The sequence below is a fragment of the Rheinheimera sp. UJ63 genome (assembly GCF_021568285.1).
In the GTDB taxonomy this organism is placed as follows: Bacteria; Pseudomonadota; Gammaproteobacteria; order Enterobacterales; family Alteromonadaceae; genus Alishewanella; species Alishewanella maricola.
The window spans coordinates 707,715-731,875 of record NZ_JAKGTQ010000001.1 but is presented as its reverse complement, the minus strand read 5'-3'; the positions used below and the strand labels follow the sequence as shown (position 1 = coordinate 731,875).

Genomic DNA, 24,161 nt, shown 5'->3' with positions numbered 1-24,161 from the left:
ATTTAAGCAGTTGCTATGATGCGGCAACTTTTTTTAAGGGCTTGATAGCAGAAAACGATGAGTGTTGTTTTATCATTAGAAGAGGCTTGGCAGCATGCGGTCACGTCGCCTTTACCCACATCTTTAGCGCCTTGGCTGTTAGAGTCGGGTTCCTTAACCGCCAGATTAAAAGCGCACAGCACGTCTTTTCGCTTACAAGTTATTGCCGAGACTGCGGCTGTACTGCCGCATTTTCTACAAGCGAGTTTTCCAAAGCCAGTGCAGCAGTGTGTATGCCGAGAAGTGTTAATGTGGTGTAATGAACAACCTGTCGTTTATGCTCAAAGCTGGTTGCCAAAGCAAAGTATGCAGCGAATCCAAGCCTTAGTTGCGCTAGGCGAACAGCCGCTGGGCGAGTTGCTATTTCAATTTGATGATGTCAGCAGAAGCGCTATTGAAGTCGCACAATTAGCCTTAACTAAGGGCTTTGCTGGCGTGGCACCGGGGCATTTTTGGGCGCGACGCTCGGTGTTTTCAGTAGCAGAGCAACCGTTATTAGTTGCAGAAGTCTTTTTGCCCGGGGTACTAAATTTATGAGTTGGCAGTTACGTTGGCAGCAGCGGGCTTTTTATAGCCAGTTAATGCGACTAGATAAACCTATTGGTATTTATTTGCTGCTATGGCCAACATGGTGGGCGCTGTGGCTCGCTGCCGAAGGTATACCGTCTTTTAGCATGTGGCTGGTTTTTACACTGGGGGTGATTTTAATGCGCTCAGCCGGTTGCGTGATTAATGATTACGCTGATCGTAAAGTCGATGGTCAGGTAGAACGCACGAAAAACCGACCGCTTGCAACTGGCGCGGTCACCGCCCCGGAAGCGTTGCAATTGTTTGTGCTACTGCTGGTGCTGGCAGCTAGCTTATTGCTGTTTCTCAATAGTGCCACCCAGTTATTGGCATTAGTGGCCGTGCTGCTGGCCAGTTGTTACCCCTTTATGAAGCGCTACACTCATTTACCGCAAGTGGTTTTAGGTGCGGCTTACAGTTGGGGGATTCCGATGGCATTTATGGCCTATCAGGGTGAGATCCCCGGTTATGCTTGGGCGTTGTATTTAGCCAATTTATGTTGGACAGTGGCTTATGATACTTACTATGCGCTGGTCGATCGGCCAGACGATTTACAGATTGGCGTAAAATCTACGGCGATTTTGTTTGGTGCCTTCGCGTTACCGATTATTGCCTTGCTGCAGCTGATCTTCTTAAGCTTATTAAGCTGGATTGGCTGGCAGTTATTATTAGGTTGGCCGTATTATCTGGCTATTGTTGCTACGCTACCGGCTTTTGCTTACCAGCACTGGTTAGCGTATAACAGCAGGCAAGGTGCTTTTAAAGCCTTTTTACATAACCACTATGTGGGTTTAATTATTTTTATTGGGCTCTTTGTGAGCTTTGCTCAACAAAGCCAGGGGTGATTTGCATGAAAGCATGGTTACTGAGTTTCTGTTTGTTATTAACCAGTTGTGCCGCGATAACGCAGACGACGCTGCTGACTTTTCCCGCTGCGCGTTTGCAATTAGACTCGGTAACAGTACCGGTGCAGTTGGCTAATACCCCTGCGTTGCGCGCCCAGGGTTTAATGTTTCAACAACAGGCCGAACCCGGTATGTTACTGCTTTATACCGAGCCACAAGCAATCAGTTTATGGATGCGCAACACCAGCATGCCGTTGGATGTTGCCTTTATTACCGCAGATTGGACCATCCACCATATTCGTCAGCTGCAGCCATTTGATGAAACGCCGGTACCCTCTGAGATTGCAATTATTGCGGCATTAGAAATGCCGCAAGGTTGGTTTGCTGCACAAAACCTAGGTAAAGGTAGTACCGTTCGTTTGCTGGCCGCAGAAGCACAACCTTAAACGTTAATTGGGCGGATCAATGTGTCCTTGCAGGCTATTATTGCGTCTAAACCAACCGGCAATACTGTATCGTTCGTCTACGGCCGGTAAGACTTGATGCGGGAAACGCTCGCTTTCGAACAAAATTAAACTGCCCGCCGTTGGCACAATACTACTGAGGAGTTGATCCTCTTCGCTAAACAGTTGTAGCTCGCCACCTTGGCTGACCGTATTCAAATAGCTTACGGTGGTCAGCACCCGGTTAGAGCGGCCGCTGAATGCATCAAGGTGTTTGTGATAAAAGTCGCCTTGGCTATAACGCGCATAGTGACACTCAAAATCAAATAACCCTAAAAAAAATGCCCGATTAAACGCCTGTTGTAGGGCTTGCATTAATTGCAGGTACTGTTGTTGCGCAGCGCTTTGCCCATCAAACCACGCCGTTTTATCACGCCGAATGTCTGCGTTGATGCTATGTGCTTGCTGTCGTCCTACGCCCGCCTGCTGCAACTGTTGTTGCTGCAAATCCGCTAATAGCGCCTGATTTAAAGCCGCAGGTACAAAGTGAGGTGCTAATACCCATCCCTGTTGGTTAAATTTGTCCAATAAGGGGGCAAATTGCGCAGGGTCAATGCTGAACATGAAGAGTCTTCTTGGCAAGAGTAACGGGGCGCTAGTTTGCCATAGTACTGAGCCAGACGGTAGTTATTGGCGTATGCTTAAGCAAGGTTTATCAGGAGATCCGATATGCGTATTTGTATCATGGCGGCGGCGTTATTGCTGGCCGGTTGTAGTCAGTCGGTGCAGCAGTATCAAGCCGAAACACCCAAACTTTCGTTAAAAGAATTTTTCTTAGGCAGTGGCAAGGCTTATGGGGTACTGCACGATTGGCGCGGTAAGCAAACATTACGCTTTACTGCAGACTTGTGCGGTGAGTGGCAGGGTGATAAAGGTGACTTATATGAAGTCTTTTATTTTAGCGATGGCCGAGTTGAGCAGCGGCATTGGCAGTTAACGCAATTTGCCGATGGTCGCATAACCGGTTCTGCAGGGGATGTCGTGGGTGCAGCAAATGGCCAGTTGGCCGGTAATAGCTTGTATTGGCAGTATGTATTGCGTATTCCGTATAACGGTGATGAATTAGATGTTACGGTGAAAGATTGGTTGTACTTGGTGGATCAACAAAACCTGATTAACCGCACAACAATGCATAAGTTTGGGATTAAGGTGGCGGAATTAACCTTGTCTATTCAACAGCTAAATCCGCAAGCCAGTTGCAGTAACCTTAAACAGCAGGTTGCTGAACTGGCCAGTAACAGCTAAAGCCGCTAGCGCGCCGCTTAGCGGCGCGGTTGTGGAAACTTGTCGAAAATATTGGCAACAACCTGAGCCATTGCTTGGCGTGGCTCTTCTAAATCTTGTCTTTTTAACACGCCTTCAGCAACCCCTTCCCACACCAATTGCTTACGTGCCGCATCAACCACGTCGATATTGACGGTGCCAATTTTGTAACGCACGGTTTCTACTTCTTTTTGATAGTAAGGAAACGGGCTGTAAAAACCACGACGGTAGTGGTAATAGCTATAAGGCGCAAGCGCGGCAGAAGTGGTGGTGCGAATATCAGTGCGTTGCTCCACGTTCGAATTAAAATTGACTAATAACTGCGGGCTTTCTTCAGAAAAGCGATAACCGCGTGCGGTCATTTCAGCTGTGACCGCGGCTTTCAGATGTTGTGTCACCAGCGAAGTATAACCGCCCCGGTCAGTGGCTAACTCGGTCATAAAGCCAAAGGTTTGGTAATTAGCCAGGTTGGCATCGGGGGCTTGATCTGAGCGTACGGTAGGGCCAGTCGCGCAGGCACTAAGGAGCAGCAAACTGCCCGCTGTTACTAAAGTACGCCACATGGTTGAAAAAGATTGTCTGTTCATAAACACCTGCTTACCGTTACTGATACAAAGTATTTTACTGCAAAATGCCCAAGTGCGATCAGCACTTAGCATCGACTGGATCTGGCATTATCTGCACAGGGTATGACTGTTAAAACTACTTAAAGGTTCCTATTATAGCCAATTGCGCCATAATACTGAGCCATAGTTATCATACACTGCGCCGACCTTGGCGTAAGGCATGGTGCAAAAATATTTCGAGGCCAACATGCGGTCAGTGTAAATAGTCGAATTTTCTCGCCGATGCTTGCAACATCGATCGCTAACATTAGGCTATAATCGACAACTCACTTAACCACGCTGTCTTTGTCAGTACCCTTAGCAGGATCTTTATGAATCAAAAAGCGAATAACTTTCAATTAATGCGCGAATTATCGTTATATCAACAAGCCGCGATTGCTGCGACGTTAATGGAAAGAATGTTACCGAACTATCAGTTGTTCGCTGAAGTAAGCGAGTTTGGTGACAGCAAGTTGTTACGCAATATTTTAGATCTGTGCTGGGAATGGTTAACGGTAAAAAAAGTTAAAATTAACTTTGAGCGTTTAGCGGAAGAGCTAGAGTTGGTGACGCCAGAAGTGAATCATTTTGATATGTTCGGTGTTTATCCGGCGGTTGATTGCGCCACGGCGTTAGATATGATGTTAAATGGTATTTGTCAGCTAGATGCCGCAGAGTTTCTCAATGTCGCTAAAATTTCGCAAGCGACAGTGGCGCGTTTAATTGAATACAACACGGTTGATGAAGATATTACTACCGAAGCCGAGTTGAAGAAGATTGTGCGTGAAGATCCGCTAATGTGCTACGAAATGGAGTGTTTAGCTGAGCTTATCGCGTTAGTAACACCGATGACCGTGATAGGTCGTGAGCAAATGCAAAGCCTTAAGGCCTGGGTAAAAGAGCAGGGGCTAACCAACCTAGCAATGGAATTGCCCCAAAACCCGTCATCAGCCTCTTAACCATAAGCGATACGCTAACTGACCGGCGATATTCTCTTTTAATAAGCGCCAATTCGCCGGTATGCTTTCTAATGTCAGTTCCTTTTCTGTTTCCAGATAAATCAGCGCATTTTCAGCCAACCAACCTTGTTGTTCTAATGCTGCACAGCATGGCTGCGCTAAATTCTGACGAAAGGGTGGGTCAATCAAAACTAAATTATATTGGCGTAGCGCCGGGCGTTGTAACCACAATAAACAATCTTGATTTAACACCTCAGCGTTGCTGGCGTCGAGTTGGCGTAAATGCTGCTGTAATTGTTTAGCCAAGTTGGGCGCCTTTTCAACTAAGGTTACAAAGGCCGCATGCCGCGATAAGGCTTCTAAGCCTAAACTGCCACTGCCAGCGAAACAATCTAGCACGGTGCTTTGTGCAGTATCGTGCATCAACCAATTAAATAGCGTTTCTTTTACTCGATCGGTGGTTGGGCGCAAACCGAGAGCATCGGCTACCGGCAGCTTTTTACCGCGCCATTTGCCACTGATAATTCTGACAAAGCCAGGTTGAGCTGCCTTGGCCGCGTGCGTTTTCAGTTGTTTCATCTATTGCATTTTGCCTTGCTGATAAAGGTGTTAGTATAAAGCCAATTTTATCCTAGTTTTCCGACTCTGACACAAAAGCATATGACAAAACAAAATAAACTCTTCTCCTGGTTAGGTTTTGGTAAGAAAAATAACCCACCGGCCGATGCCCCTGCGGCTGATACCACCAAAAACGATGCAACGCCTGCGGCAGTTGAACCTGCTGCTGAGCCTTTGTTAACGCCCACCCAGCCTAACGCCGATAACGCACCAGAGACGGCTGCTGCAGAGCCTGCCGTAACGGATGCCACTCCAGCATCTGATGTGCAAGTACCGTCAGAACCCACTGTTGTGACGGCGGCGTTAAAACCAGCAGAGAGCGTTGTAGAGCCAACGCCTGTCGAAGCCGCTCCTGTAAAATCTGCCGAGGTTGAGCAAGCCGCCACGAAACCTCAAGCCGAGGTGGAGACTTCAAGCCAGCATGCTGCAGTTTCACCTGACGTAGCGGTTAGCGCTGAGCCTGCGGTCGTCACGGCCGCTACTGCCGTGGTACATGCAACGGCTCATAACGAGACGCGCAGTGAAAACACGGCAAATCAAGCGGCAGCAGAGCCGACTCGCCCGCTAGTCGAGCAAGCTTTGCCGACCGTCAGTGCTGAAAACAATGCAGAGCCCATGGCTGCCGCACAGCCACAGAAAAAACCGGGCTTTTTCACACGCTTAAAACAAGGCTTAGCAAAAACCAGCCAAAACCTCGGCGCCGGTTTAGCGGGGTTATTTGTCGGTAAGAAAATCGATGACGAGCTGTACGAAGAATTAGAAACGCAGCTATTGCTGGCTGATGTGGGCATGGACACGACACAAAAGCTGATTAAACAACTCACCACGCATGCCGATCGCAAAGCATTAAAAGATGCCGGTTTATTATTTGATAAACTGCAACTGGATATGGCAACGTTATTACAAGATGTGGAACAGCCTTTAGTCCCAGAAAACAGCAGTGGCCCCTTTGTGATTTTAATGGTTGGTGTTAACGGTGTGGGTAAAACCACCACTATCGGTAAAATGGCGCAGCAATTTAAACAGCAAGGTAAGAGCGTGATGTTAGCCGCTGGTGATACCTTTCGCGCGGCTGCGGTAGAGCAATTGCAAGTGTGGGGAGAGCGTAACAAGATCCCGGTTATTGCACAGCATACCGGTGCCGATAGTGCCTCTGTTATTTTTGATGCTTATCAAGCGGCTAAAGCGCGTAAAGTGGATATTTTAATCGCTGATACCGCAGGGCGTTTACAAAACAAAGCGCACTTAATGGAAGAGTTGAAGAAAATTGTGCGCGTGCTGCAAAAAATTGACGTGCAGGCACCACATGAAGTGATGCTAACGTTAGATGCCGGCACCGGCCAAAATGCGCTAAGCCAAGCCAAGTTATTTAATGAGGCTGTGCCGCTAACGGGCATTAGTTTAACCAAGCTAGACGGCACAGCCAAAGGCGGGGTGATTTTCGCAATTGCGGATCAGTTTAAAGTGCCAATCCGTTTTATCGGTGTGGGCGAAGCCATCGACGACTTGCGGCAGTTTGCTGCTAAAGATTTTATCCGGGCGTTATTTAATAAGGACTAAACCGCATGTTGCAGTTTGATCATGTCAGCAAAAGTTATCCCGGCGGTTTTGTGGCGCTTGAGCGTATCAATTTCCGCATCGCCAAAGGCGAAATGGTGTTTTTAACCGGCCATTCTGGTGCGGGTAAAAGTACCATTTTAAAGCTGATTAGCATGATCGAACGCCCCAGCACTGGGCGGGTGATGATCAATAATATTGATTTAAGCCGTTTAAAGCGCAGTCAAGTTCCTTATGTTCGCCGTGATGTGGGGATTATTTTCCAGAACCACCGCTTATTAATGAATCACACGGTTTTTGATAATGTCGCCTTACCCTTAGTCATTGAAGGCTTTACAGGCAAAGAGATGGTTAAACGCGTGCATGCCGCCCTCGATAAAGTAGGGCTGTTAGATAAGCAACGTTGTTTGCCTGAAACCTTATCAGGCGGTGAGCAACAACGTGTCGGCATTGCACGGGCAGTAGTGAATAAACCGCCGCTGTTATTAGCAGATGAGCCTACCGGTAACCTTGATCCCGAATTATCACGCGATATTATGCAAGTATTTGAAGCCTTTAATCAGGTTGGTGTGTCTGTACTGGTAGCAACCCACGATTTGGGGCTGATTGCGCGAATGCGTTATCGTACTTTGACCTTAAAGCAAGGGCGCATGATCAACGATGATCTGATCCCGTCGAGGGATCAAGTATGAGTATTTTGTTTACTGGCCGCGCCACGGGGGCGAAGGCTAACCGTATTGGCTTGGTGCGCCGTTTTCTGATGTTTTTTGTGCATCATATCCGCCAAGCTTTAAGTAGCTTAGGTGAGTTATGGCGCACGCCTGCGGCCTCGTTTTTAACCATTATTGTGCTGGGGCTCAGTTTAACCTTACCGGTTACGTTGCACTTATTGGTCAAGAACGCCCAGCAAATCAGTAATAGCTTTGCTAAAGCTGCCGAGATTAATTTATTTATTCGAGAAGACGCATCGGCGGCGCAAATTCAAAGCCTGCAAACTATTTTAAAAGCCGATCCACAGATCACCGCGGTTCGGCATATCAATAAAGCCGATGCGATGGCTGAATTTCAAGCCGCGTCTAGCTTTGGTGAAGCCCTGAATTACCTGACAGAAAATCCGTTGCCAGATGTGTTAGTGGTTATGCCCGCGAACACCGAGCCTGCGGCAGCGCGGGCATTAATGCAACAATTAGCGGCTGAGCGCATCGTTGAGTTCGCTAAACTGGATTTGGAATGGCTAACCCGCTTAGAAGCGGTGGTGCGCTTGATGCAGCAAGCCGTCATTGCCATCGCATTATTATTACTCAGCGCCGTACTGTTTATTGTGAGTAATACTATTCGTTTATCGATTATCAGCAAACAGGCTGAAATTGAAGTGATGAAATTGGTCGGCGCAACAGACAGTTTTATTCAGCGCCCTTTCTTATATACGGGTTTTTGGTTTGGTGTGCTGGGGGGCTTATTAGCGTTTTTGGTGTCTGAAACCTTGCTTTGGGGTTTACGGGGGGCCATCAGTGATATCACCAGTCTTTATCAAAGCGACTTTCAATTACAGGCGATGAATCTATACGAATTTTGCGGTGTTATTTTACTGGCGGTATCCTTAGGTGTTGGCGGTTCTTACCTTTCGGTACGTCGACATATTCGGGCGATTGAGCCATCCGGCCCATAGTACTAAAAGTGCTTAAAAAGTTCTTAGTTATAAAAAGCAGATCTTAAAAAAGCTGATCTAGGATTAGCACTCTCCCGTAAAGAGTGCTAATATCTCTCCATCGTTTGTTTTAAGGATGTGCAAAACCATGACACAATCAGCTTATATGCCACTTTCTGTAGCAGCCAGCGGTAGTCTGGAAGCTTACACTCACTCAGTTAGCTCGATTCCAATGCTAACGGCTGAGCAAGAGCGCCATCTGGCAGAGCGTCTTCATGAAGACGGCGATTTAGAAGCTGCCCGTCAACTTATTATGTCTCACCTACGCTTTGTAGTGCACATTGCGCGTAGCTACTCAGGTTATGGCTTACCGGTTAGTGATTTAATTCAAGAAGGCAATATTGGCCTGATGAAAGCCGTAAAGCGTTTTGACCCTGCAGTAGGCGTACGCTTAGTGTCTTTTGCTGTGCACTGGATTAAAGCCGAAATTCATGAGTATGTGCTGAAAAACTGGCGCATTGTGAAAATTGCCACCACTAAAGCCCAGCGTAAATTATTCTTTAACCTGCGCAAATCGAAAAAGCATCTGGGTTGGTTTAACCAAGACGAAGTAAAAAACGTTGCTGAGTCGCTAGGGGTAGCCGAGCACGAAGTGCGTGAAATGGAATCTCGTATGAGTAACTACGATATGCCGTTTGATGCCCCCGATGAAGATGATGATAGCAGCTACACGGCACCGGTGTATTATCTGCAAGATAAAAGTTCTGATCTGGCCGAGCAAGTAGCCGATGAACAGTGGGATACTGCCGCAGTCGATCGTTTACAGGCGGCTATGCGCACTCTTGATGATCGCAGCCAAGATATCGTGCGCGCACGTTGGTTAGACAATCAAAAACTCACTCTGCAAGAGTTAGCTGAGCGTTATCAAGTGTCTGCTGAGCGAGTTCGCCAGCTAGAGAAAAACGCTATGAAAAAACTGCATCAAGCTTTAGTTAGTTAAGTTTTTTGTGCTGCTAAGCAGCGCTAAACAATAAAAACCCGCGATAATCACTGAGTGATGCGCGGGTTTTTATTAATTAATTATCTGGTTCATTATTAAGCCTTTTCGCCGTTGGCGAGTAACTTGCTTTTGTTTCGCCAAAAGAAAGTATCCAAAGAAAATGCGACCCTACGTTGCGGCGAAAGCCCGTTCAATTTTGCCCGCCCAAGGCGACGAGGTAACTCGCTCGTCGCTACCGCTTCTCACTCAAATACCCCTCGTCTTAACACCTTGGTCGTACAAACTTGCACGGCTTGCAACGTAATGGGATTAACAGCGGCAAAGCGTGATAAGTAAATGATGTTCTGACGTAAAGCTGATATCTATTGCTCAATTTATGGCAATATGTGGATCAAGTTTCAGTATCGCAGTGAAGTGAAGGGGGCTAGACGATTTATAATTGGGTCATGTTTCGTTATCTGGTAATGCGAGCTGTCTTTCACTTCGCCAGACTCGAATAAGCACCACCTCTTTCACCTGCCTAAGGTAAACAACCCGAAATGGCAGGTGAATCAATTCACGAATATGTTTGAGGTTGAATTCTGGAACAATTCTGCCAGCATCTGGGTGGAGTTTAAGCATTTCGCACTGTTCCAGAATAGCAGTTACGAAATCATTACCGATATGTGGCACACTTTGCTCTTTGTAATACACCTGAATAGTGTGTAAGTCTTCAAGAGCAGACTGTGCGATCCGTAATTCCATTTATTTGATACCTAATAATTTTTTGGCATCTTCTAACGATACTGTGTTGCCTTGTCGAACATCCATAAGTCCGTGCGCTACCGCCTTTACAAATTGCAACTCTTCGGCAGTTTTTTCATAATCTTCGAGACCCTGTACAACAGCTACACCTCGTCCACGGCTAGTAAGCAGGATTGGGCGATGTGTCTCCTGTGCTCGACCAACTACCTTTCCGGGATTGATTTTAAGATCTGATAGCGGAATGACATCTTCAGAAAATTTAACTTGCATACTGATTACCCAATGAAAATGATTAGCTATTAATAGCACCAGTTAACAGGTGCGGTCAAGGAGCATGATAGTTGTAAGAATCAACGAGAGCAGTGACATTGATTTAAACACCCCACCTGTTGTATTGCCAATTTGTTGTAATCAACCAAGCTTGGCTTGCAACGTAATTGGGCGAATAATTAGCGGGTGTTTTGCAAAGACCCTATCTTTAAAAGCGGAGTTAACAGCAAAATATGATGAGTGGATTTAATGACCAATTTAAAAACGTTTTTCAGTATTTTCAGATCATTCACGTGGCTTTTTTAGTTCGGTCTCTAACCATGCCAGCAGCATTTTGCCATCTTTATCAATTCGAATGGGCATCGTTAATTCTTTAGGGTGATATCGGATCCCTGCATTTACAAAAATACTGTTTTCAACAATTGCCACTGCCTTACAGCCTGCGTTTTGCAGTTTTACGTAACTTGACATCATTTCAACGATAGCATTATGGACAATACCTGCAGACTCATCAGGGTTTTGGAAAAGTACCCATTCATCCATGCTTGATACCAATACAAGAAGATCATGGGTAAGTTTTCTCACCCCTTCGATGTTAAACCCTTGAGAGTAATCACAGAAAATAACATGTCCATTGACCGACAGTGAATAATTGCCATGCGCGGTATTCATAAACATTACTCTACTGACATCCGGTAAAAAGTTTTGATAGCAATCGATTAACACATCATACAGTGTGAATATAATTACTCCACGTCAAATACAGAGCAGCTTGTGGAGTTAAAGCAAAGCTTATCGATAAGACGTTTATCATAATACGTAACAGCAAAGTCAGATGCGGCGAGATCACAGCGGAACGGCGTTCTAACCGATCAAGCGTCGACGAGAGCACCTTGCTAGATGTGACATTCGTAGCCTTCAGTAGAAACTGTTTTAACATTACCTTGGCCGCAAGCTGCTATTGCCATTTTTGCATGCTTTTTCACTAATTCCGATGAGGTGAGCGTGTCTTTATTAAGGTGAGCGACGCAACCGTTAATGAAAACAAAAGTAGCCAAAACTATGCCTATTTTTAAAATGTTATCTATTTTTTTCAAATCACCTTTCCTTTTAAAAACATAGCCATGCCAATTGTTGCTAGCCAAGCGACCGCAGGCCATTTTGTTTAAGGCGCTTGTTGTAAGCATCAGCTGACAACCCTTCTGGGTTCCTCTAAAAACCACATAATAAATGTACATTTTTTACAAACAAGCATTGATGCGCTTCTATTTGCCCAATCTAAATTTATAAATGTTAAGCCCGCGGTATTCAATTGTGCTTCTGCAGTCTCAAAATGCGGATGCCCGCAATGGCTGCACTTTGCGTTGACACCATTGACAGTATATTGATCAACAATTAAAGCTGCCGCTTCTGCCTTTAAATCTTATGGTCCCCAATAATGAAAATGAAGACGACGCCATCTTGAACATTAAATTCTAATGAGACACCACACATTGAATCGTTTGTTTTCTAGGCGTAATTTCTCCCGGAACACCTACCGTGGGGGCACTGATTTTAGCTTTTTGTTATTGCCATTTTATGAAATTAGCGTGATTTTTAATGTCAGTAAATTTTACAGTTTATAATAAAATCGGTACGGGCTTAGGCTTAAGTTATTGGTTTGTATTGTTTATTATTTTTGGCTTGGTTATTGCTTAAGAGGTTTCGGTGCTCACAATAAATAATGTTCACTATTTTTCAATGATATTAGGGAGTAATAAATGAAATCAGTAACCCGCTTTTTGGCGACAGCCACTTTAGTCGTTGCTAGCGCCGCAGCGCATTCTACAGTAATTATGTCGACTGATAGCCTAACAGGCTATGTGTCAATTACTGGATTCTTAGATTCATCACCTAGCACTTATACGATTAATTATCGTGATCTAGCAGGTACAGTAAAGGCTAATAATATAGCAGCAGGAAATTACACTGTAAGCGTTCAAGGTAGTGGTTCGTTCAGTGGTCATGCGGGTCCTGGTGGCACATTGACAGGTGGCCTAAATAATCCTTTCGACATTTTTAGTGGTTTTCTAGCTTTCGGTGGTTTACTCATCCCTACATATGAGTTTAACTTTAACGCTGGCGTACTGGGACAAAATGACGGACCTGGCTTTCCTGGGCTCAGTTTTAGCACCAGCTATAACGGCGAAATGTCTGCTTCTTTGTTTGCGCAAGTTAATGCAGCAATGACAGCCTTGGGTCTTCCAGCTTTTGTGGACCCAGCTGGTTCAGGTACACTAGATATTACTGGAACGCTTTTCACTGATGGTGCTACCTTCAATATCACAGAGAATGCAGATTGGTTTGGCGGCTTAGGTTTTGCTGGAGTATTACGTGCTATTGATGTCGCCTCTGGTGGCGGTAATGGTATTATTGACGGTGACTTTCGCTTAGCTAATTTTTCTGTAAACGCTAACGCTGTGCCAGAGCCTAGTACAATAGCCATTTTCGGTGCGGCTTTGTTTGGGTTGGGTTTAATGCGTCGTCGTAGTCGCGTCTGAGCATACATTTTAAGCTTAATAATTTAATCGATGATTACCGATTGGAACCTCACTTTATGTGAGGTTTTTTATTACTCAAGCATAATAAAACAGGTGTTTGAGTGCGGCGTTGCTGAGCCCCGCGAGTGATGTTTTCGCCTTGGACAACGTTTGTGGTCAGGCGAGCTTTCGAGCGAAATTTGGTCGCATTTTTTGATCCTTTCTTTTGGCGACAATAAAGAAAGTATTTCACCAACAGTGAAATCTTTGTTAGGTAGTTTTGCTGTAACAAACGGAATAATGCTGCTGACTAACCAGCTGCAAACAGGCCAATAACCGCTTTTAATACAAACTATTCTCCCTGAATAACCTTATTTCAGGCCATAACTTCATCGCTGTTGTCTTGCGATGGCGGTGCTTGGGGTAAGTCGTCGCAGTAGCGACGAAAATCAGCGTAATACTGACATTGTGCTTGAACAATCCATAGAACGCGCTGGCGTTATGCGATATATTCAAACAGCAAAAAATAAACACAGAAAAAATAGTTTTATTGCAGGGTGTGGCAACTTAACACCCGGTCGGCGCAAAGCGCGACCCACCACAACTCAGGTTCAGGTTAATTACATAATTATAAAAAAGGTTGTTTTATGGCTATACGCGGAGAGTTCTCATCGAGGATCGGTTTTGTGCTGGCAGCGTCAGGTTCAGCTGTTGGTTTGGGAAATATTTGGGGCTTCCCATCGCAGGTAGCCAGTAATGGCGGCGCCGCATTCGTTTTAATGTACCTGCTCTTAGCGTTTTTATTGGCATACCCAGTATTGATGGCAGAGTTATTAATTGGCCGTGCCACCAAGTCGAATGTGGTCGATGCCTTAGGTCAGGTGTCGCGGGGTATTTCTGGCCGAGCAGTCGGGGTGATGGGTCTGATCACGGTATCACTGATTTTGGCGTTTTATGGCATTGTCGGTGGCTGGATGTTTTCCTATGCGCTGGAAGCCGTCGCTAATATTGCTGGTTTAACTGACTTGGCTAACTGGCTGGTCACCTTTTCGTTAGAGCGCAACCTGTTATTTTGTGCGTTCTTTATGTTGCTAACCGTGGGTATTGTCAGCGGCGGCGTGGTAGATGGTATCGAACGTTGGTCAGTTCGCTTAATGCCAACCTTGTTCGTCATTATGTTGTTGTTGTTTGCTTATGTTATGACGCAAGACGGCGCAATGGATGGTTTAAAAGTGTATCTGTTGCCTGACTTTGCCGAAGTGCTTAATCCTAATTTACTGATCAGCGCGATGGGCCAAGCCTTTTTCTCTATGTCGTTAGGGGTGGGTACTATGCTGATTTATGGCTCTTACGTGAGTCATAGTGAAAACTTACCGCGCTTAGGGGCGGCCGTATCCTTAATTGATATCGGTGTTGCGGTACTGGCCGGCTTAGTGATTATTCCTGCTATGTATGTAGCACTTAATAACGGTGTCGAAATTTTCAATGAAAGCGGTCAGTTGCTTGCTGAAGATACCTTAATTTTTACCGTGTTACCGTCACTGTTTAACACGATGGGCTTGGTCGGGTTGTTCGTTGGCCTAACGTTCTTCTTATTAATGTCGATTGCGGCCCTAACGTCGTCTATTTCAATGTTAGAAGTACCGGTATCTTATGTGGTTGAACACCAAAAAGTGGCTCGTAAGAAAGCGGTATGGTTGGTCGCGGCGATTATTTTTGTTGCTAGCGCGACTATTTTGCTGAACTTTGACAGTTTGTTTGGCTTCGTGATTACCCTAACTACGCGTTACAGCCAGCCACTACTCGGTTTAATGCTGTGTATTTTTGCTGGCTGGATCTGGCATCGTAATGACATTTTACAAGACTTAAAAACCGCCGATGCCAATGCGGAATACAGTTGGTTCTGGCGCATTTGGCCCTGGTATGTGAAATTTGTTTGCCCCTTGGTGATCGCGGTGATGTTTTACCGGTCGTTATAATGGCGATCTGCTAAGCTTATTTTACCAAGCCTAAGCCATTGCTTAGGCTTTTTTTTTAATGGAGCCTTTTTATGAGTATCGGCTGTTTTTCAATCAGTTTAGCGGTAAAAGATTTAGCGGTATCACAAGCATTTTATGAAAAGTTAGGTTTTACGGTGTATGCCGGTCAGCTGGCGCACCGTTTTCTTATTATGAAAAATGGCGACACCAATATAGGGCTGTTTCAAGGTATGTTTGATCACAACATCTTGACCTTTAATCCGGGGTGGGATCAACATGCCCAAGCGTTGCCCAGTTTTACGGATGTGCGTCAAATTGCTGAGCAATTAACGGCGCAAGGCATCGAGCTTAGTCAACAGCAGTTGAAAAATGAACGTGGTCCAGGCAGTTTTGCCGTAACCGATCCCGATGGTAATACTATCTTGTTTGATCAACACGTTTAAGCCGCAACAGGCCATTCTGGCTGCGCGTTGGCGTTAAGCTGGGTTAAGGGCGCTATTGCAGCCCATTGACGCCTTTAGCCTTGATAGCAGGGCGCGTAAGGGGGCTTTAGTTTATTCTTCAGGGCTATAACTGGCGGGCTCGGTAAAGCCAGCAGCGATCACTTGATGACTTTCAGGTAACAGTGCGGAGATCCCGACTAATTCGATACCTTCTGCTTGTAGCTGCGGTAAGCGTTGTTGTAAAAAACGATAAGTCTCAGGGTAGGGGTGGCCGATAGCAATAGCGGTTTCATGGCGCCGGGCAATTTGCAGCAATTGCTTAAATTGCTTTTCTAGCGCTTGTTGGTTTTGCTCGTTATCCAAAAAGACATGCCGCGATAAAATGGTCACGTTGTATTGTTTCGCATAACGGCGTGCGGTGCTCTGCGGTGTGGTAAGGCTATCAATAAAAAATAGCTGACGTTGTTGCAAATATTCCATGGTCCACGCCATGGGTTGCTCTAAGGCAGTAAACAGGCTACCCATATGGTTATTGATACCAATCGCATAAGGAATGTCGGCCAGCGCTTGTTGCAGCGTCAGTTGCACTTGCTGTTTCGTCATCTCTTGCGTTAAGGCACCGGGGCCTAAACTGTTACGATTAGTGGCTTCCATCGGCATATGCAGCATCACGTCTTTTTGTAACATAAAGGCTTGTTCGGCCGCTTGTTTGCCATAGGGGGTATGCGGTAATACGGCGTAAGTTAACGGATAGGGTAATTCGACCATTTTCAGATCGTTACGTTGATAGCCAATATCATCTATGATAATGGCAATGCGGGGTGCTGCTGCGGTAACCGAGCTCACACAAAGTAAAAAAGCAGACAGCAACAAACTCAAACGCACGACAACACTTTCCTTTTTAATGCCGGGACTCCGACAGCTTTAACACTTAAACAAATTATGGCGAATAGTAAGCGTTAAAGATGATTTTAAACAGTTATTTATTGGCGAGAAAGCCAGCTTAAGGGATTAACCGCTTCCCCTTTTTCGCGGATCTCAAAATATAACCCCGCGTCGGCTTGGCCACCACTGGCGCCGACCAATGCAATCGCTTCACCACTCGTTACCTGCGCTCCTGGTTGTTTTAACAGGTTTTGATTATGGCCGTATAACGACATAAACCCCGCGCCATGATCTAATACGATAACCCAGCCATAGCCTTTTAACCAATCCGCATAAATCACACGGCCATCGGCGATAGCTTGCACATTACTGCCATTAATACCGCGGATCAGGATGCCACGAGAGGGCATACCCCCTTGCCGATTTTGCCCAAAACGTTGCAACAATTGACCTTTTAAGGGCCATGGAAAACGACCTTTACCACTGCTGAGGCCGCTCATATCTTTGTTGAGATCAGCAAGGCGGCGTAATTCGTTGATCGTATTTTGCAGGCTGCTTTCATTTTGGCGTAGGTAGCTAAGCTGATTGCCTTGTTGCTTCAGTAAGGCTTGTAATTGCTGAACCGAATCTTGTTGGCTGCTACGTGCACTTTGAAACTGTTGTTGCTGCTCTTCTAAGGCGCTTAATTCGCGCGCTAATAATCGCTGCTGCTCATCGAGTTTAGCCATAATGTGCGCCAAATCTTGCGCTGTTTGATTGATCTTGGCTAATTGCCGAATGCGCGCTTGGTTAAAATACTGATAGTAAGTCAGTACGCGTTCTAATTTGCCGGTATCTTGTTGATTCAACAGCAAACGAGAATAATCATGCTGCCCCATACTGTAAGCACTTTTTAATTGGGCGGCCAGTAGCGTTTGTTGTTCATTTAATTGTTGCTGCAATTTAGCTTGTTGTTGTTCTAGCTTAGCGCTTTCTTGTTCAAGCTGTTGTTTACGTTGGCTGGTTTGCCGAACTTTGCCTGAAGCCTCCGCCAGGGCTTTGTCTGCTTGTTGCAGTTTTTGCTCAGCTTGTTGCAATTGGCGTTGCTGTTGTTTTACTTGCTGTTCGGTACGCTTAATTTGATTTTGCAGTTGCTGTAATTCACGCTCGGCTTGCGGTTTTTGTTGCGCCTGCGCCACGCTGAAAAACACACAGCAAAACACCAGCAGCCCAAGCTGCCAAGTGATAAAGGGTGTCTTGCTGTGCGATGGTGGCATTTAGTTAACTTGCATCAATACTTTGCCGGTCATCTCATCTGGTTTTGGCATACCCATCAGATGCAGCATGGTCGGTGCAATATCACTGAGTACACCGCCTTCGATAACCTTGGCCTGACGCCCCACATAAATCAACGGCACTGGACCGCTGGTATGGGCGGTATGAGCTTGACCAGACTGCGGATCTTGCATCATTTCAGCATTACCATGATCTGCGGTAATTAAGCATTCGCCACCAACTTCTTGCAAGGCGGCAACCACTCTGCCAATACAGCTATCAACGGCTTCAACGGCTTTAATTGCGGCACTCATAATACCGGTATGGCCAACCATATCGCCATTCGGATAATTACAAATGATCGCATCAAACTGACCGCTGTGAATGGCCGCGACCAGTTTGTCGGTTAACTCGGTTGAGTTCATTTCTGGCTGCAGATCGTAAGTCGCGACCTGTGGCGATGGAATTAAAATCCGCTCTTCGCCGTCAAACAGGTCTTCACGTCCTCCGCTAAAGAAGAAAGTCACGTGCGCATATTTTTCCGTTTCAGAAATACGCAACTGGGTTTTTTGATGCTTGGCTAACCATTCGCCCAACACATTATTAAGGCTTTCTGGTGGATAAGCGACCGGCGCGGGAATATCGGCAGCATATTCGGTCAGCATGACAAAGCTGCTGAGTTTAGGCTGATGCTGGCGCACAAAACCATCGAAGTTGGCATCCACAAAGGCGTGGCTAAATTGTCTAGCCCGATCGGCGCGGAAATTCATAAAAATGAGGGCATCGCCGTCTTGCATACTAATGGTTTGTTGATCGCCGGTGCGAATGGCAGAGGCTTTCACAAATTCATCGTTCTCATCGCGCTGATAAGCGGCGGCAAGTGCTGCAGAGGCACTATTATATTGATAAATACCTTTGCCTTGGGTCAGTAGGTCATAGGCTTGTTGCACACGGTCCCAGCGCTTGTCGCGGTCCATGGCATAGTAACGACCAATAATTGAAGCAATTTGTCCTTTACCTGAAGCGGCAAAGTGTTCTTCAAACACCTTAATGGAAGCCTCAGCACTGCGAGGAGGGGTATCGCGACCATCTAAAAACGCATGTAAATAAATGCGGCTGGCGCCTTGCTGTTCAGCCAACTTTACCATGGCCAGTAGGTGTTCTTCGTGGCTGTGCACGCCACCGGGTGATAACAGCCCCATAATATGCACCGCTTTATCTGCGGCCACGGCTTTTTGCACCGCTGTTACTAAAGTCGGGTTTTCAAAGAAATCACCCTCGGCAATGGCTTTGGTAATACGGGTAAAGTCTTGATACACAATGCGGCCTGAGCCTAAATTAACGTGGCCCACTTCAGAGTTGCCCATTTGCCCATCGGGCAAACCAACATCTAAACCCGAGCCCGAAATTAAACTGTGAGGGTAGTCTTGCCACAGTTTGTCCATTACCGGGGTATTAGCTTGAGCAATGGCGTTGTTGTCGGTTTGTTCGCGATAACCCCAACCGTCGAGAATTAATAAAACTAAAGGCTTTTTAGCTGGGTGCATACAAACTCCATGAACAAGATAGCAGGTAATGAGGATGAGCCATTATCTTACCGATTTTTTGTTAATTCTCCAGTGATCATTCGTTTTCTAACGCTTGCTGAGTGCTTTTAGGCCGATTTTTAGCTGTGGATTTTATGTAAAATCGGTATACTCAGCGCTGTTTTGTTTTCAACGAGAAGAATATTGACGTTATGGATCAAGTTATCGAATTTATCAGCAATCATCCGCTGCTGAGCGGCGTTTGGGCATTATTGGTGGTGTTAATTGTGGGCAGCTGGATCAGTTCGTTGCTCTCTGCCATTAAGCCGGTGTCGCCAACCCAACTGACTTTAGCGGTAAACCGTGAAAATGCCGTGGTAGTCGATATCCGCACAGAAGCTGAGTTTGCTAAAGGTCATATTACCGATGCTAAGCACCTAACGCAGGCACAAATTGATAAGCAACAGCTGGCAGGCCTTGAAAAGCAAAAAGATGCGCCCATTATTGTAGTATGTCAAACCGGCATGACCGCAAATCGAGCGGCATCAGCTCTGGCTAAGCAAGGCTTTACCAAAGTCTCTACGCTACAAGGTGGTATGAGTGCTTGGACAGGCGCTAGCTTACCCGTAGTGAAATCGAAGAGGTAATAATGGCAGAAGTGACTATTTACACTAAGGCGTATTGTCCTTATTGTGTTCGGGCTATCATGTTATTACGCGAGAAGAAAGTTGCGTATCAAGAAGTCAGAATTGATGTTGAAACCGAGCGTCGAGCTGAAATGATCGAACGCGCCGGTGGACGCAGTACCGTACCACAAATTTTTATTGCCAATCAGCACATTGGCGGTTGCGACGATATGTTTGCGCTGGAATCAGCTGGCAAACTCGACTCATTACTACAAGCATAACATTAACATAGGATTTATCATGGCCGAACAACAAGCAAACGGCGTTGCAGCAGATCAAACTGCACAGGGTCTACAATTTGCCATTCAGCGTATTTTTGTTAAGGATGTTTCATTTGAAGCACCAAACGCACCTGCTATTTTCCGTAAAGAATGGAAACCAGAAGTTAAGTTAGATCTGGATACCCGCAGCGACAAAATTGAAGATAACGTCTATCAAGTTATTTTATCTTTAACAGTAACCACCACTGTCGGTGATGAAACAGCTTTCTTATGCGAAGTGCAACAGGCGGGTATCTTCTCTATTGGTGAAATGGAAGAAGCGCAAATGGCTCACATGTTGGCGTCATTCTGCCCGAACATTCTGTTCCCTTATGCCCGTGAAGCGGTTTCAAACTTAGTTAACCGTGGTACTTTCCCACAGTTAAACTTAGCGCCAGTGAATTTTGATGCCTTATTTGCGCAATATTTGCAGCAACGTCAGGCTGAATCACCACAACTGAACGCGTAATGTTGCAGCCTTCTGCTATTACCGTTATTGGCGCGGGGTCTTACGGCACCGCGCTGGCTATTTGTTTGGCGCGTAACGGCAACCCCATTACCTTGTGGGGTCGTAACGCTGCCGAAATGGCTTTAATGCAGCAACAGGGTGAAAACCAAAAATATCTGCCTGGCATTGCCTTACCGAAAACTTTGCAAGTGACCGCTGATTTAACGGCTGCCGTGCAAACGAGCAATGATATTTTGATGGTCGTACCTAGTCATGCTTTTGCCGCTACGCTTCAGCAAATTAAGCCATTACTCACTGCAAAATCCCGAGTGGCTTGGGCCACAAAAGGCTTAGAGCCTGATACTGGGCGTTTATTACAAGATGTCGCCCGCGATATCTTGGGTGAACAAATTGCCTTAGCGGTGTTATCCGGCCCCACCTTTGCTAAAGAGATGGCCGCAGGTTTGCCTACTGCTATTTCGTTATCTTCCAGCGATCCTGTTTTTATTCAAGAATTGTCTGATTTACTGCACTGCGCGAAAACGTTTCGCGTTTATACCAACCCCGATTTTATTGGCGTGCAGTTGGGCGGTGCGGTAAAAAATGTTATCGCCATTGGCGCAGGTATGGCCGATGGCATTGGCTTTGGTGCCAATGCGCGCACTGCACTGATCACCCGTGGTTTAGCCGAGATGTGTCGTTTAGGCTGTGCTATGGGAGCGCAAAAAGATACCTTTATGGGTATGGCCGGGTTAGGCGATTTAGTCTTAACCTGCACCGACAATCAATCACGTAATCGGCGTTTCGGCTTATTGTTAGGCGAGGGTAAGTCCGTCGCTGAAGCCATTGAGAGCATCGGCCAAGTGGTTGAAGGTTACCGCAATACCAAAGAAGTGTTTAACTTAGCTGCACGTATGGGCGTGGAAATGCCCATTACAGAGCAAGTTTACAAGGTGTTGTATGAAGGTAAGGATGCGCGCTTAGCAGCCCAACACTTGTTAGGCCGCGAGCGCAAAGACGAAACTAGCCACTAGCCAGGTTCGTGTTGTTCAGCAGGTTATTTTCTTTTAGCAATAATTGACCAATTTCATCAGCGGGCACGGCTTTACTAAAGCGGTGGCCTTGCTGATTATCACAGCCCATCACATGCAGTAAATACGCCTGCATCTCTGTTTCGATATTGGTCGCGGTAACATCCAGAGTCAAGTAATTGGCTAAGCGGATTAACGTTGCGCAGATATTTCGTTGCTGTTCTTGCTGTTCAATATACTTGGTGAGCGTAGGCGATAATTTCACACCATGCAACGGATGTTGCCGTAACTGGGTTAAAGAGGACACCCCTTCACCAAAGTTATCTAAAATTAAACGAAAGCCCATCTTATCCAAGCTATGCATCCGCTCACGCAACCACACCGTGGGTTGAGTAAAAATCGTCTCCGGTAATTCTAATTCAAATAAACTGGCGCTAACCTCGGCATCTTGCAAGGTATTTTGCATAAAGCGCAAGAAGTCAGCTTGCTCAAATTGTTGGTTAGAAATGTTCAGTGCTAAACGGCCACGCATTAAACCGGTTTGTTGCCAGTATTTCACTTGCTGACAGGCTTTACGGAACACCAGGCGATCCAAACTAATAATGAGGCCTGTTTCTTCTACCAAGGGCATAAAGGTTGGTGGCGGTAACATGCCGCGACGTGGGCTAGGCCAGCGTAGCAGGGCTTCGTAACCAATAATCCGATTACTGCTAATGCTGAACTTAGGTTGATAATACAACTCAAATTCACCTTGGGCAGCACTGCGATATAATTCTGTTTCCATGGCTAAATAATCTGGGGCTTGCTCTTGGCTGCCGCTATCGGCAAAGCACAGATTGTTTTGGCCTTGTTGCGAAGCTTTATGCGCCGCTTTTTCAGCACTGTTCAAGAGGCTTTCGGCATCGATACCGTCGTTCGGGCTGATACTGATACCTAAGTGGGCAATAATCTCTATAGCCTTGCCATCATCGCTGCCAGGCTGATTAATGCCGGCTAGAATTTTGTGTGCTAGCTGGTTTAAATAAATGCTGCTGTTGTGGTTACACAGATGGGGCGGTACTAATACCACAAAGCCATCGGTTTTATAGCGAGCTAACAGCAGTTTACGTGGCAGCACCTGTTGTAGCTTGGCCGCAATTTCGGGGAGTTGTTGCTGTAATTTGGCTTCGTTGTGCTCGCTGCCATAGCTGGGTGTTAAATGAATAAAAATGACTGCGGCTGAAGGATAATGGGCATCACAGCTTTGTAATACCATTTTCAGTAATTCATCAAACACTTTGTTATTGGGCAATAAGGTCAAACTATCACGGGTTTGTTGCTGCAACTGTAATTGATTTTCTTTGCGCAGTTCGCTGATGTTTTGGCCATACATAAGGTAAGTTGTATTACGCACGTTATCTGGCTGCACACTGTGAATGCTGAGCTCAAAGGCTTCGCGTTGCCGCTCATTTAATAGCCAGGCTTCGCCTTGCCACTTTCCATTTGTGCGTAAAGCCAGTTTAATGTCGTTATCCAGTAATGTTTTGCCATCCGGATCGGCATATAAATTAAGCGGAGCAGAAATGGTTGCGCTGTCATCGGCTTTTAATAAACGCTTTAGCGTGCCGCTACCATTACGCAGCACCAAGTTTTTATCCAATACAGCAATAACACCTGAAGTTTCACTGAGCAGATCACTAAAACTGGTGCGAAATTGCTTGAGCTTATGGCTTTTTATCGCCAAGCTGCGCATGGTTAAGATCAAGGCCACTACCAGCAGACAGATCGTCAAGGTAAAGAGCAAAAAGGCGCCTTCCATAAAAGGCTGGTTTGCCGCTGCAGCAGGCAAACTGATACTAAATAACGCTAAGCAAAACGTGCTTTTAAGGTGGGTCATTGCGAAACTTTCCTAGGTTAATTTCTGACCAACTTTAACTATAGAGCTTTTTGCTCAGCGGGTACAGTGTGTAAACTAAAAATAACAGTTGGATTTCTAGCAGTACGCATTGCGTGGTCAACTCACGATAGTACCTTTGTACTACAAAGACAACAAGGATTAATTAGTAATGTTTCATGTGGCATTGTTTGAACCGCGGATTGCACCGAATACGGGCAATATTATTCGTTTAGTGGCGAATAATGGCTGTCAATTGCATATCATTGAACCGATGGGCTTTGATTTTGAAGAGAAAAAACTACGCCGCGCCGGTTTAGATTATCACGACTTAACCCGTGTTACGCGCTATGCCAATTATCAGCAATTTGCTGAGGCGATGCAGGGGCGACGTATTTATGCAGTCACCACTAAAGGCACGCGCTTTTACCATCAAGTGCAATATCAGCCAGATGACGTGTTGTTGTTTGGCTCTGAAACCAGCGGGTTACCTGATGCAGTACGCGATCAATTACCCAGCGAGCAGAAAATTCGTATTCCCATGCAGGCGGGTGCGCGCAGCTTAAATTTGGCCAATAGTGTCGCGATTGTCAGCTACGAAGCGTGGCGACAGCATGATTTTCTGGCGGGGGTTTAAGC

General features: G+C 45.9%; 28 protein-coding genes. 17 read left to right on the top strand and 11 right to left on the bottom strand.

The genetic code is table 11. The features are described 5' to 3' along the window. Window positions 1-57 precede the first annotated feature (57 nt). Genes L1N97_RS03390 through L1N97_RS03380 form a run of 3 tightly spaced genes read left to right on the top strand, consistent with a single transcriptional unit; the run spans window position 58 to window position 1,897 of the window. The gene (locus L1N97_RS03390) at window positions 58-576 is read left to right on the top strand and encodes a chorismate--pyruvate lyase family protein (protein ID WP_236128823.1); all 519 of its coding nucleotides are present in this window, start codon (window positions 58-60) and stop codon (window positions 574-576) included. Further along, on the top strand, window positions 573-1,451 hold the full coding sequence (gene ubiA, locus L1N97_RS03385) for a 4-hydroxybenzoate octaprenyltransferase (protein ID WP_229584899.1): 879 nt from the start codon (window positions 573-575) through the stop codon (window positions 1,449-1,451). The genes L1N97_RS03390 and ubiA overlap by 4 nt, the downstream gene beginning before the upstream one ends. A 5-nt stretch (window positions 1,452-1,456) precedes the next feature. Then, the gene (locus tag L1N97_RS03380) at window positions 1,457-1,897 is read left to right on the top strand and encodes a DUF192 domain-containing protein (protein WP_229584900.1); all 441 of its coding nucleotides are present in this window, start codon (window positions 1,457-1,459) and stop codon (window positions 1,895-1,897) included. A gap of 3 nt (window positions 1,898-1,900) precedes the next feature. On the opposite strand, the gene L1N97_RS03375 is transcribed toward L1N97_RS03380, so the two are convergent. Beyond that, the gene (locus tag L1N97_RS03375) at window positions 1,901-2,518 is read right to left on the bottom strand and encodes a 2OG-Fe(II) oxygenase (RefSeq protein ID WP_236128822.1); all 618 of its coding nucleotides are present in this window, start codon (window positions 2,516-2,518) and stop codon (window positions 1,901-1,903) included. Between the two features lie 105 nt (window positions 2,519-2,623). Between L1N97_RS03375 and L1N97_RS03370 the strand changes: the two genes are divergently transcribed. Next, the gene (locus L1N97_RS03370) at window positions 2,624-3,199 is read left to right on the top strand and encodes a DUF3833 domain-containing protein (protein WP_229584902.1); all 576 of its coding nucleotides are present in this window, start codon (window positions 2,624-2,626) and stop codon (window positions 3,197-3,199) included. Between the two features lie 17 nt (window positions 3,200-3,216). Here L1N97_RS03370 and L1N97_RS03365 read toward each other — a convergent pair whose 3' ends face one another. Further along, window positions 3,217-3,804 (bottom strand): DUF4136 domain-containing protein, encoded by a 588-nt coding sequence (locus tag L1N97_RS03365; RefSeq protein WP_226749417.1) that lies wholly within the window; start codon window positions 3,802-3,804, stop codon window positions 3,217-3,219. Window positions 3,805-4,154: 350 nt separating this feature from the next. On the opposite strand from L1N97_RS03365, the gene L1N97_RS03360 reads away from it, so the two are divergent. Continuing rightward, window positions 4,155-4,781 carry a YjaG family protein gene (locus L1N97_RS03360; protein WP_226749418.1) on the top strand — a complete coding sequence of 209 codons (627 nt, stop codon included), beginning with the start codon at window positions 4,155-4,157 and terminating at the stop codon, window positions 4,779-4,781. Here L1N97_RS03360 and rsmD read toward each other — a convergent pair. After that, the gene (rsmD, locus tag L1N97_RS03355; RefSeq protein ID WP_226749419.1) at window positions 4,770-5,360 is read right to left on the bottom strand and encodes a 16S rRNA (guanine(966)-N(2))-methyltransferase RsmD; all 591 of its coding nucleotides are present in this window, start codon (window positions 5,358-5,360) and stop codon (window positions 4,770-4,772) included. The genes L1N97_RS03360 and rsmD overlap by 12 nt on opposite strands. Before the next feature lie 654 nt (window positions 5,361-6,014). Between rsmD and ftsY the strand changes: the two genes are divergently transcribed. The 4 genes from ftsY to rpoH all read left to right on the top strand — a co-directional run bounded on the left by ftsY (window position 6,015) and on the right by rpoH (window position 9,604). After that, a complete protein-coding gene (gene ftsY / locus L1N97_RS03350; RefSeq protein WP_442967217.1) occupies window positions 6,015-6,959 on the top strand; it encodes a signal recognition particle-docking protein FtsY in 945 nt (314 codons plus the stop codon). A gap of 5 nt (window positions 6,960-6,964) precedes the next feature. Next, complete coding sequence (ftsE, locus tag L1N97_RS03345) at window positions 6,965-7,648, top strand: cell division ATP-binding protein FtsE (protein WP_229584906.1); 684 nt, start codon at window positions 6,965-6,967, stop codon at window positions 7,646-7,648. After that, window positions 7,645-8,625, top strand: a complete 981-nt coding sequence (ftsX, locus tag L1N97_RS03340) for a permease-like cell division protein FtsX (protein ID WP_236128821.1) — start codon at window positions 7,645-7,647, stop codon at window positions 8,623-8,625. The genes ftsE and ftsX overlap by 4 nt, the downstream gene beginning before the upstream one ends. Before the next feature lie 127 nt (window positions 8,626-8,752). Then, window positions 8,753-9,604, top strand: coding sequence for an RNA polymerase sigma factor RpoH (gene rpoH, locus L1N97_RS03335; RefSeq protein ID WP_226749423.1), 852 nt, complete (start codon window positions 8,753-8,755; stop codon window positions 9,602-9,604). Between the two features lie 444 nt (window positions 9,605-10,048). On the opposite strand, the gene L1N97_RS03330 is transcribed toward rpoH, so the two are convergent. The 4 genes from L1N97_RS03330 to L1N97_RS03315 all read right to left on the bottom strand — a co-directional run bounded on the left by L1N97_RS03330 (window position 10,049) and on the right by L1N97_RS03315 (window position 11,805). After that, a complete protein-coding gene (locus L1N97_RS03330) occupies window positions 10,049-10,348 on the bottom strand; it encodes a type II toxin-antitoxin system RelE/ParE family toxin (RefSeq protein WP_236128820.1) in 300 nt (99 codons plus the stop codon). Continuing rightward, window positions 10,349-10,618, bottom strand: a complete 270-nt coding sequence (locus L1N97_RS03325) for a type II toxin-antitoxin system Phd/YefM family antitoxin (RefSeq protein ID WP_236128819.1) — start codon at window positions 10,616-10,618, stop codon at window positions 10,349-10,351. Window positions 10,619-10,903: 285 nt separating this feature from the next. Continuing rightward, on the bottom strand, window positions 10,904-11,290 hold the full coding sequence (locus L1N97_RS03320) for a hypothetical protein (protein WP_236128818.1): 387 nt from the start codon (window positions 11,288-11,290) through the stop codon (window positions 10,904-10,906). Between the two features lie 224 nt (window positions 11,291-11,514). Next, entirely contained in the window at window positions 11,515-11,805 is a 291-nt protein-coding gene (locus L1N97_RS03315; RefSeq protein WP_236128817.1) for a hypothetical protein, read from the bottom strand. 573 nt (window positions 11,806-12,378) lie between these two features. On the opposite strand from L1N97_RS03315, the gene L1N97_RS03310 reads away from it, so the two are divergent. The 3 genes from L1N97_RS03310 to L1N97_RS03300 all read left to right on the top strand — a co-directional run bounded on the left by L1N97_RS03310 (window position 12,379) and on the right by L1N97_RS03300 (window position 15,559). Further along, window positions 12,379-13,158, top strand: a complete 780-nt coding sequence (locus tag L1N97_RS03310; RefSeq protein WP_236128816.1) for a PEP-CTERM sorting domain-containing protein — start codon at window positions 12,379-12,381, stop codon at window positions 13,156-13,158. Between the two features lie 626 nt (window positions 13,159-13,784). Continuing rightward, a complete protein-coding gene (locus L1N97_RS03305; protein WP_229588462.1) occupies window positions 13,785-15,116 on the top strand; it encodes a sodium-dependent transporter in 1,332 nt (443 codons plus the stop codon). A gap of 71 nt (window positions 15,117-15,187) precedes the next feature. Beyond that, window positions 15,188-15,559, top strand: coding sequence for a VOC family protein (locus tag L1N97_RS03300; protein ID WP_236128815.1), 372 nt, complete (start codon window positions 15,188-15,190; stop codon window positions 15,557-15,559). Window positions 15,560-15,670: 111 nt separating this feature from the next. Here L1N97_RS03300 and L1N97_RS03295 read toward each other — a convergent pair whose 3' ends face one another. From L1N97_RS03295 to gpmM, 3 genes are all read right to left on the bottom strand, one after another. Further along, window positions 15,671-16,444 carry a divergent polysaccharide deacetylase family protein gene (locus tag L1N97_RS03295; RefSeq protein WP_236128814.1) on the bottom strand — a complete coding sequence of 258 codons (774 nt, stop codon included), beginning with the start codon at window positions 16,442-16,444 and terminating at the stop codon, window positions 15,671-15,673. A 98-nt stretch (window positions 16,445-16,542) separates the two neighbouring features. Then, on the bottom strand, window positions 16,543-17,700 hold the full coding sequence (locus tag L1N97_RS03290) for a murein hydrolase activator EnvC family protein (RefSeq protein WP_236128813.1): 1,158 nt from the start codon (window positions 17,698-17,700) through the stop codon (window positions 16,543-16,545). Continuing rightward, complete coding sequence (gene gpmM, locus L1N97_RS03285; RefSeq protein WP_236128812.1) at window positions 17,701-19,245, bottom strand: 2,3-bisphosphoglycerate-independent phosphoglycerate mutase; 1,545 nt, start codon at window positions 19,243-19,245, stop codon at window positions 17,701-17,703. Between the two features lie 191 nt (window positions 19,246-19,436). Here gpmM and L1N97_RS03280 point away from each other — a divergent pair, with 191 nt between their 5' ends. The 4 genes from L1N97_RS03280 to gpsA are packed head-to-tail and all read left to right on the top strand — an operon-like array spanning window position 19,437 to window position 21,652. Next, window positions 19,437-19,871, top strand: a complete 435-nt coding sequence (locus L1N97_RS03280; protein WP_226749432.1) for a rhodanese-like domain-containing protein — start codon at window positions 19,437-19,439, stop codon at window positions 19,869-19,871. Window positions 19,872-19,873: 2 nt separating this feature from the next. Continuing rightward, entirely contained in the window at window positions 19,874-20,131 is a 258-nt protein-coding gene (gene grxC, locus L1N97_RS03275; RefSeq protein WP_226749433.1) for a glutaredoxin 3, read from the top strand. Window positions 20,132-20,150: 19 nt separating this feature from the next. Then, window positions 20,151-20,639, top strand: coding sequence for a protein-export chaperone SecB (gene secB, locus L1N97_RS03270; RefSeq protein WP_226749434.1), 489 nt, complete (start codon window positions 20,151-20,153; stop codon window positions 20,637-20,639). Then, window positions 20,639-21,652 carry an NAD(P)H-dependent glycerol-3-phosphate dehydrogenase gene (gene gpsA, locus L1N97_RS03265; protein ID WP_268964527.1) on the top strand — a complete coding sequence of 338 codons (1,014 nt, stop codon included), beginning with the start codon at window positions 20,639-20,641 and terminating at the stop codon, window positions 21,650-21,652. The genes secB and gpsA overlap by 1 nt, the downstream gene beginning before the upstream one ends. Here gpsA and L1N97_RS03260 read toward each other — a convergent pair. Beyond that, complete coding sequence (locus tag L1N97_RS03260; RefSeq protein ID WP_236128811.1) at window positions 21,642-23,525, bottom strand: putative bifunctional diguanylate cyclase/phosphodiesterase; 1,884 nt, start codon at window positions 23,523-23,525, stop codon at window positions 21,642-21,644. The genes gpsA and L1N97_RS03260 overlap by 11 nt on opposite strands. Window positions 23,526-23,694: 169 nt before the next feature. Here L1N97_RS03260 and L1N97_RS03255 point away from each other — a divergent pair, with 169 nt between their 5' ends. Continuing rightward, complete coding sequence (locus L1N97_RS03255; protein ID WP_226749437.1) at window positions 23,695-24,159, top strand: tRNA (cytidine(34)-2'-O)-methyltransferase; 465 nt, start codon at window positions 23,695-23,697, stop codon at window positions 24,157-24,159. Window positions 24,160-24,161 lie beyond the last annotated feature (2 nt).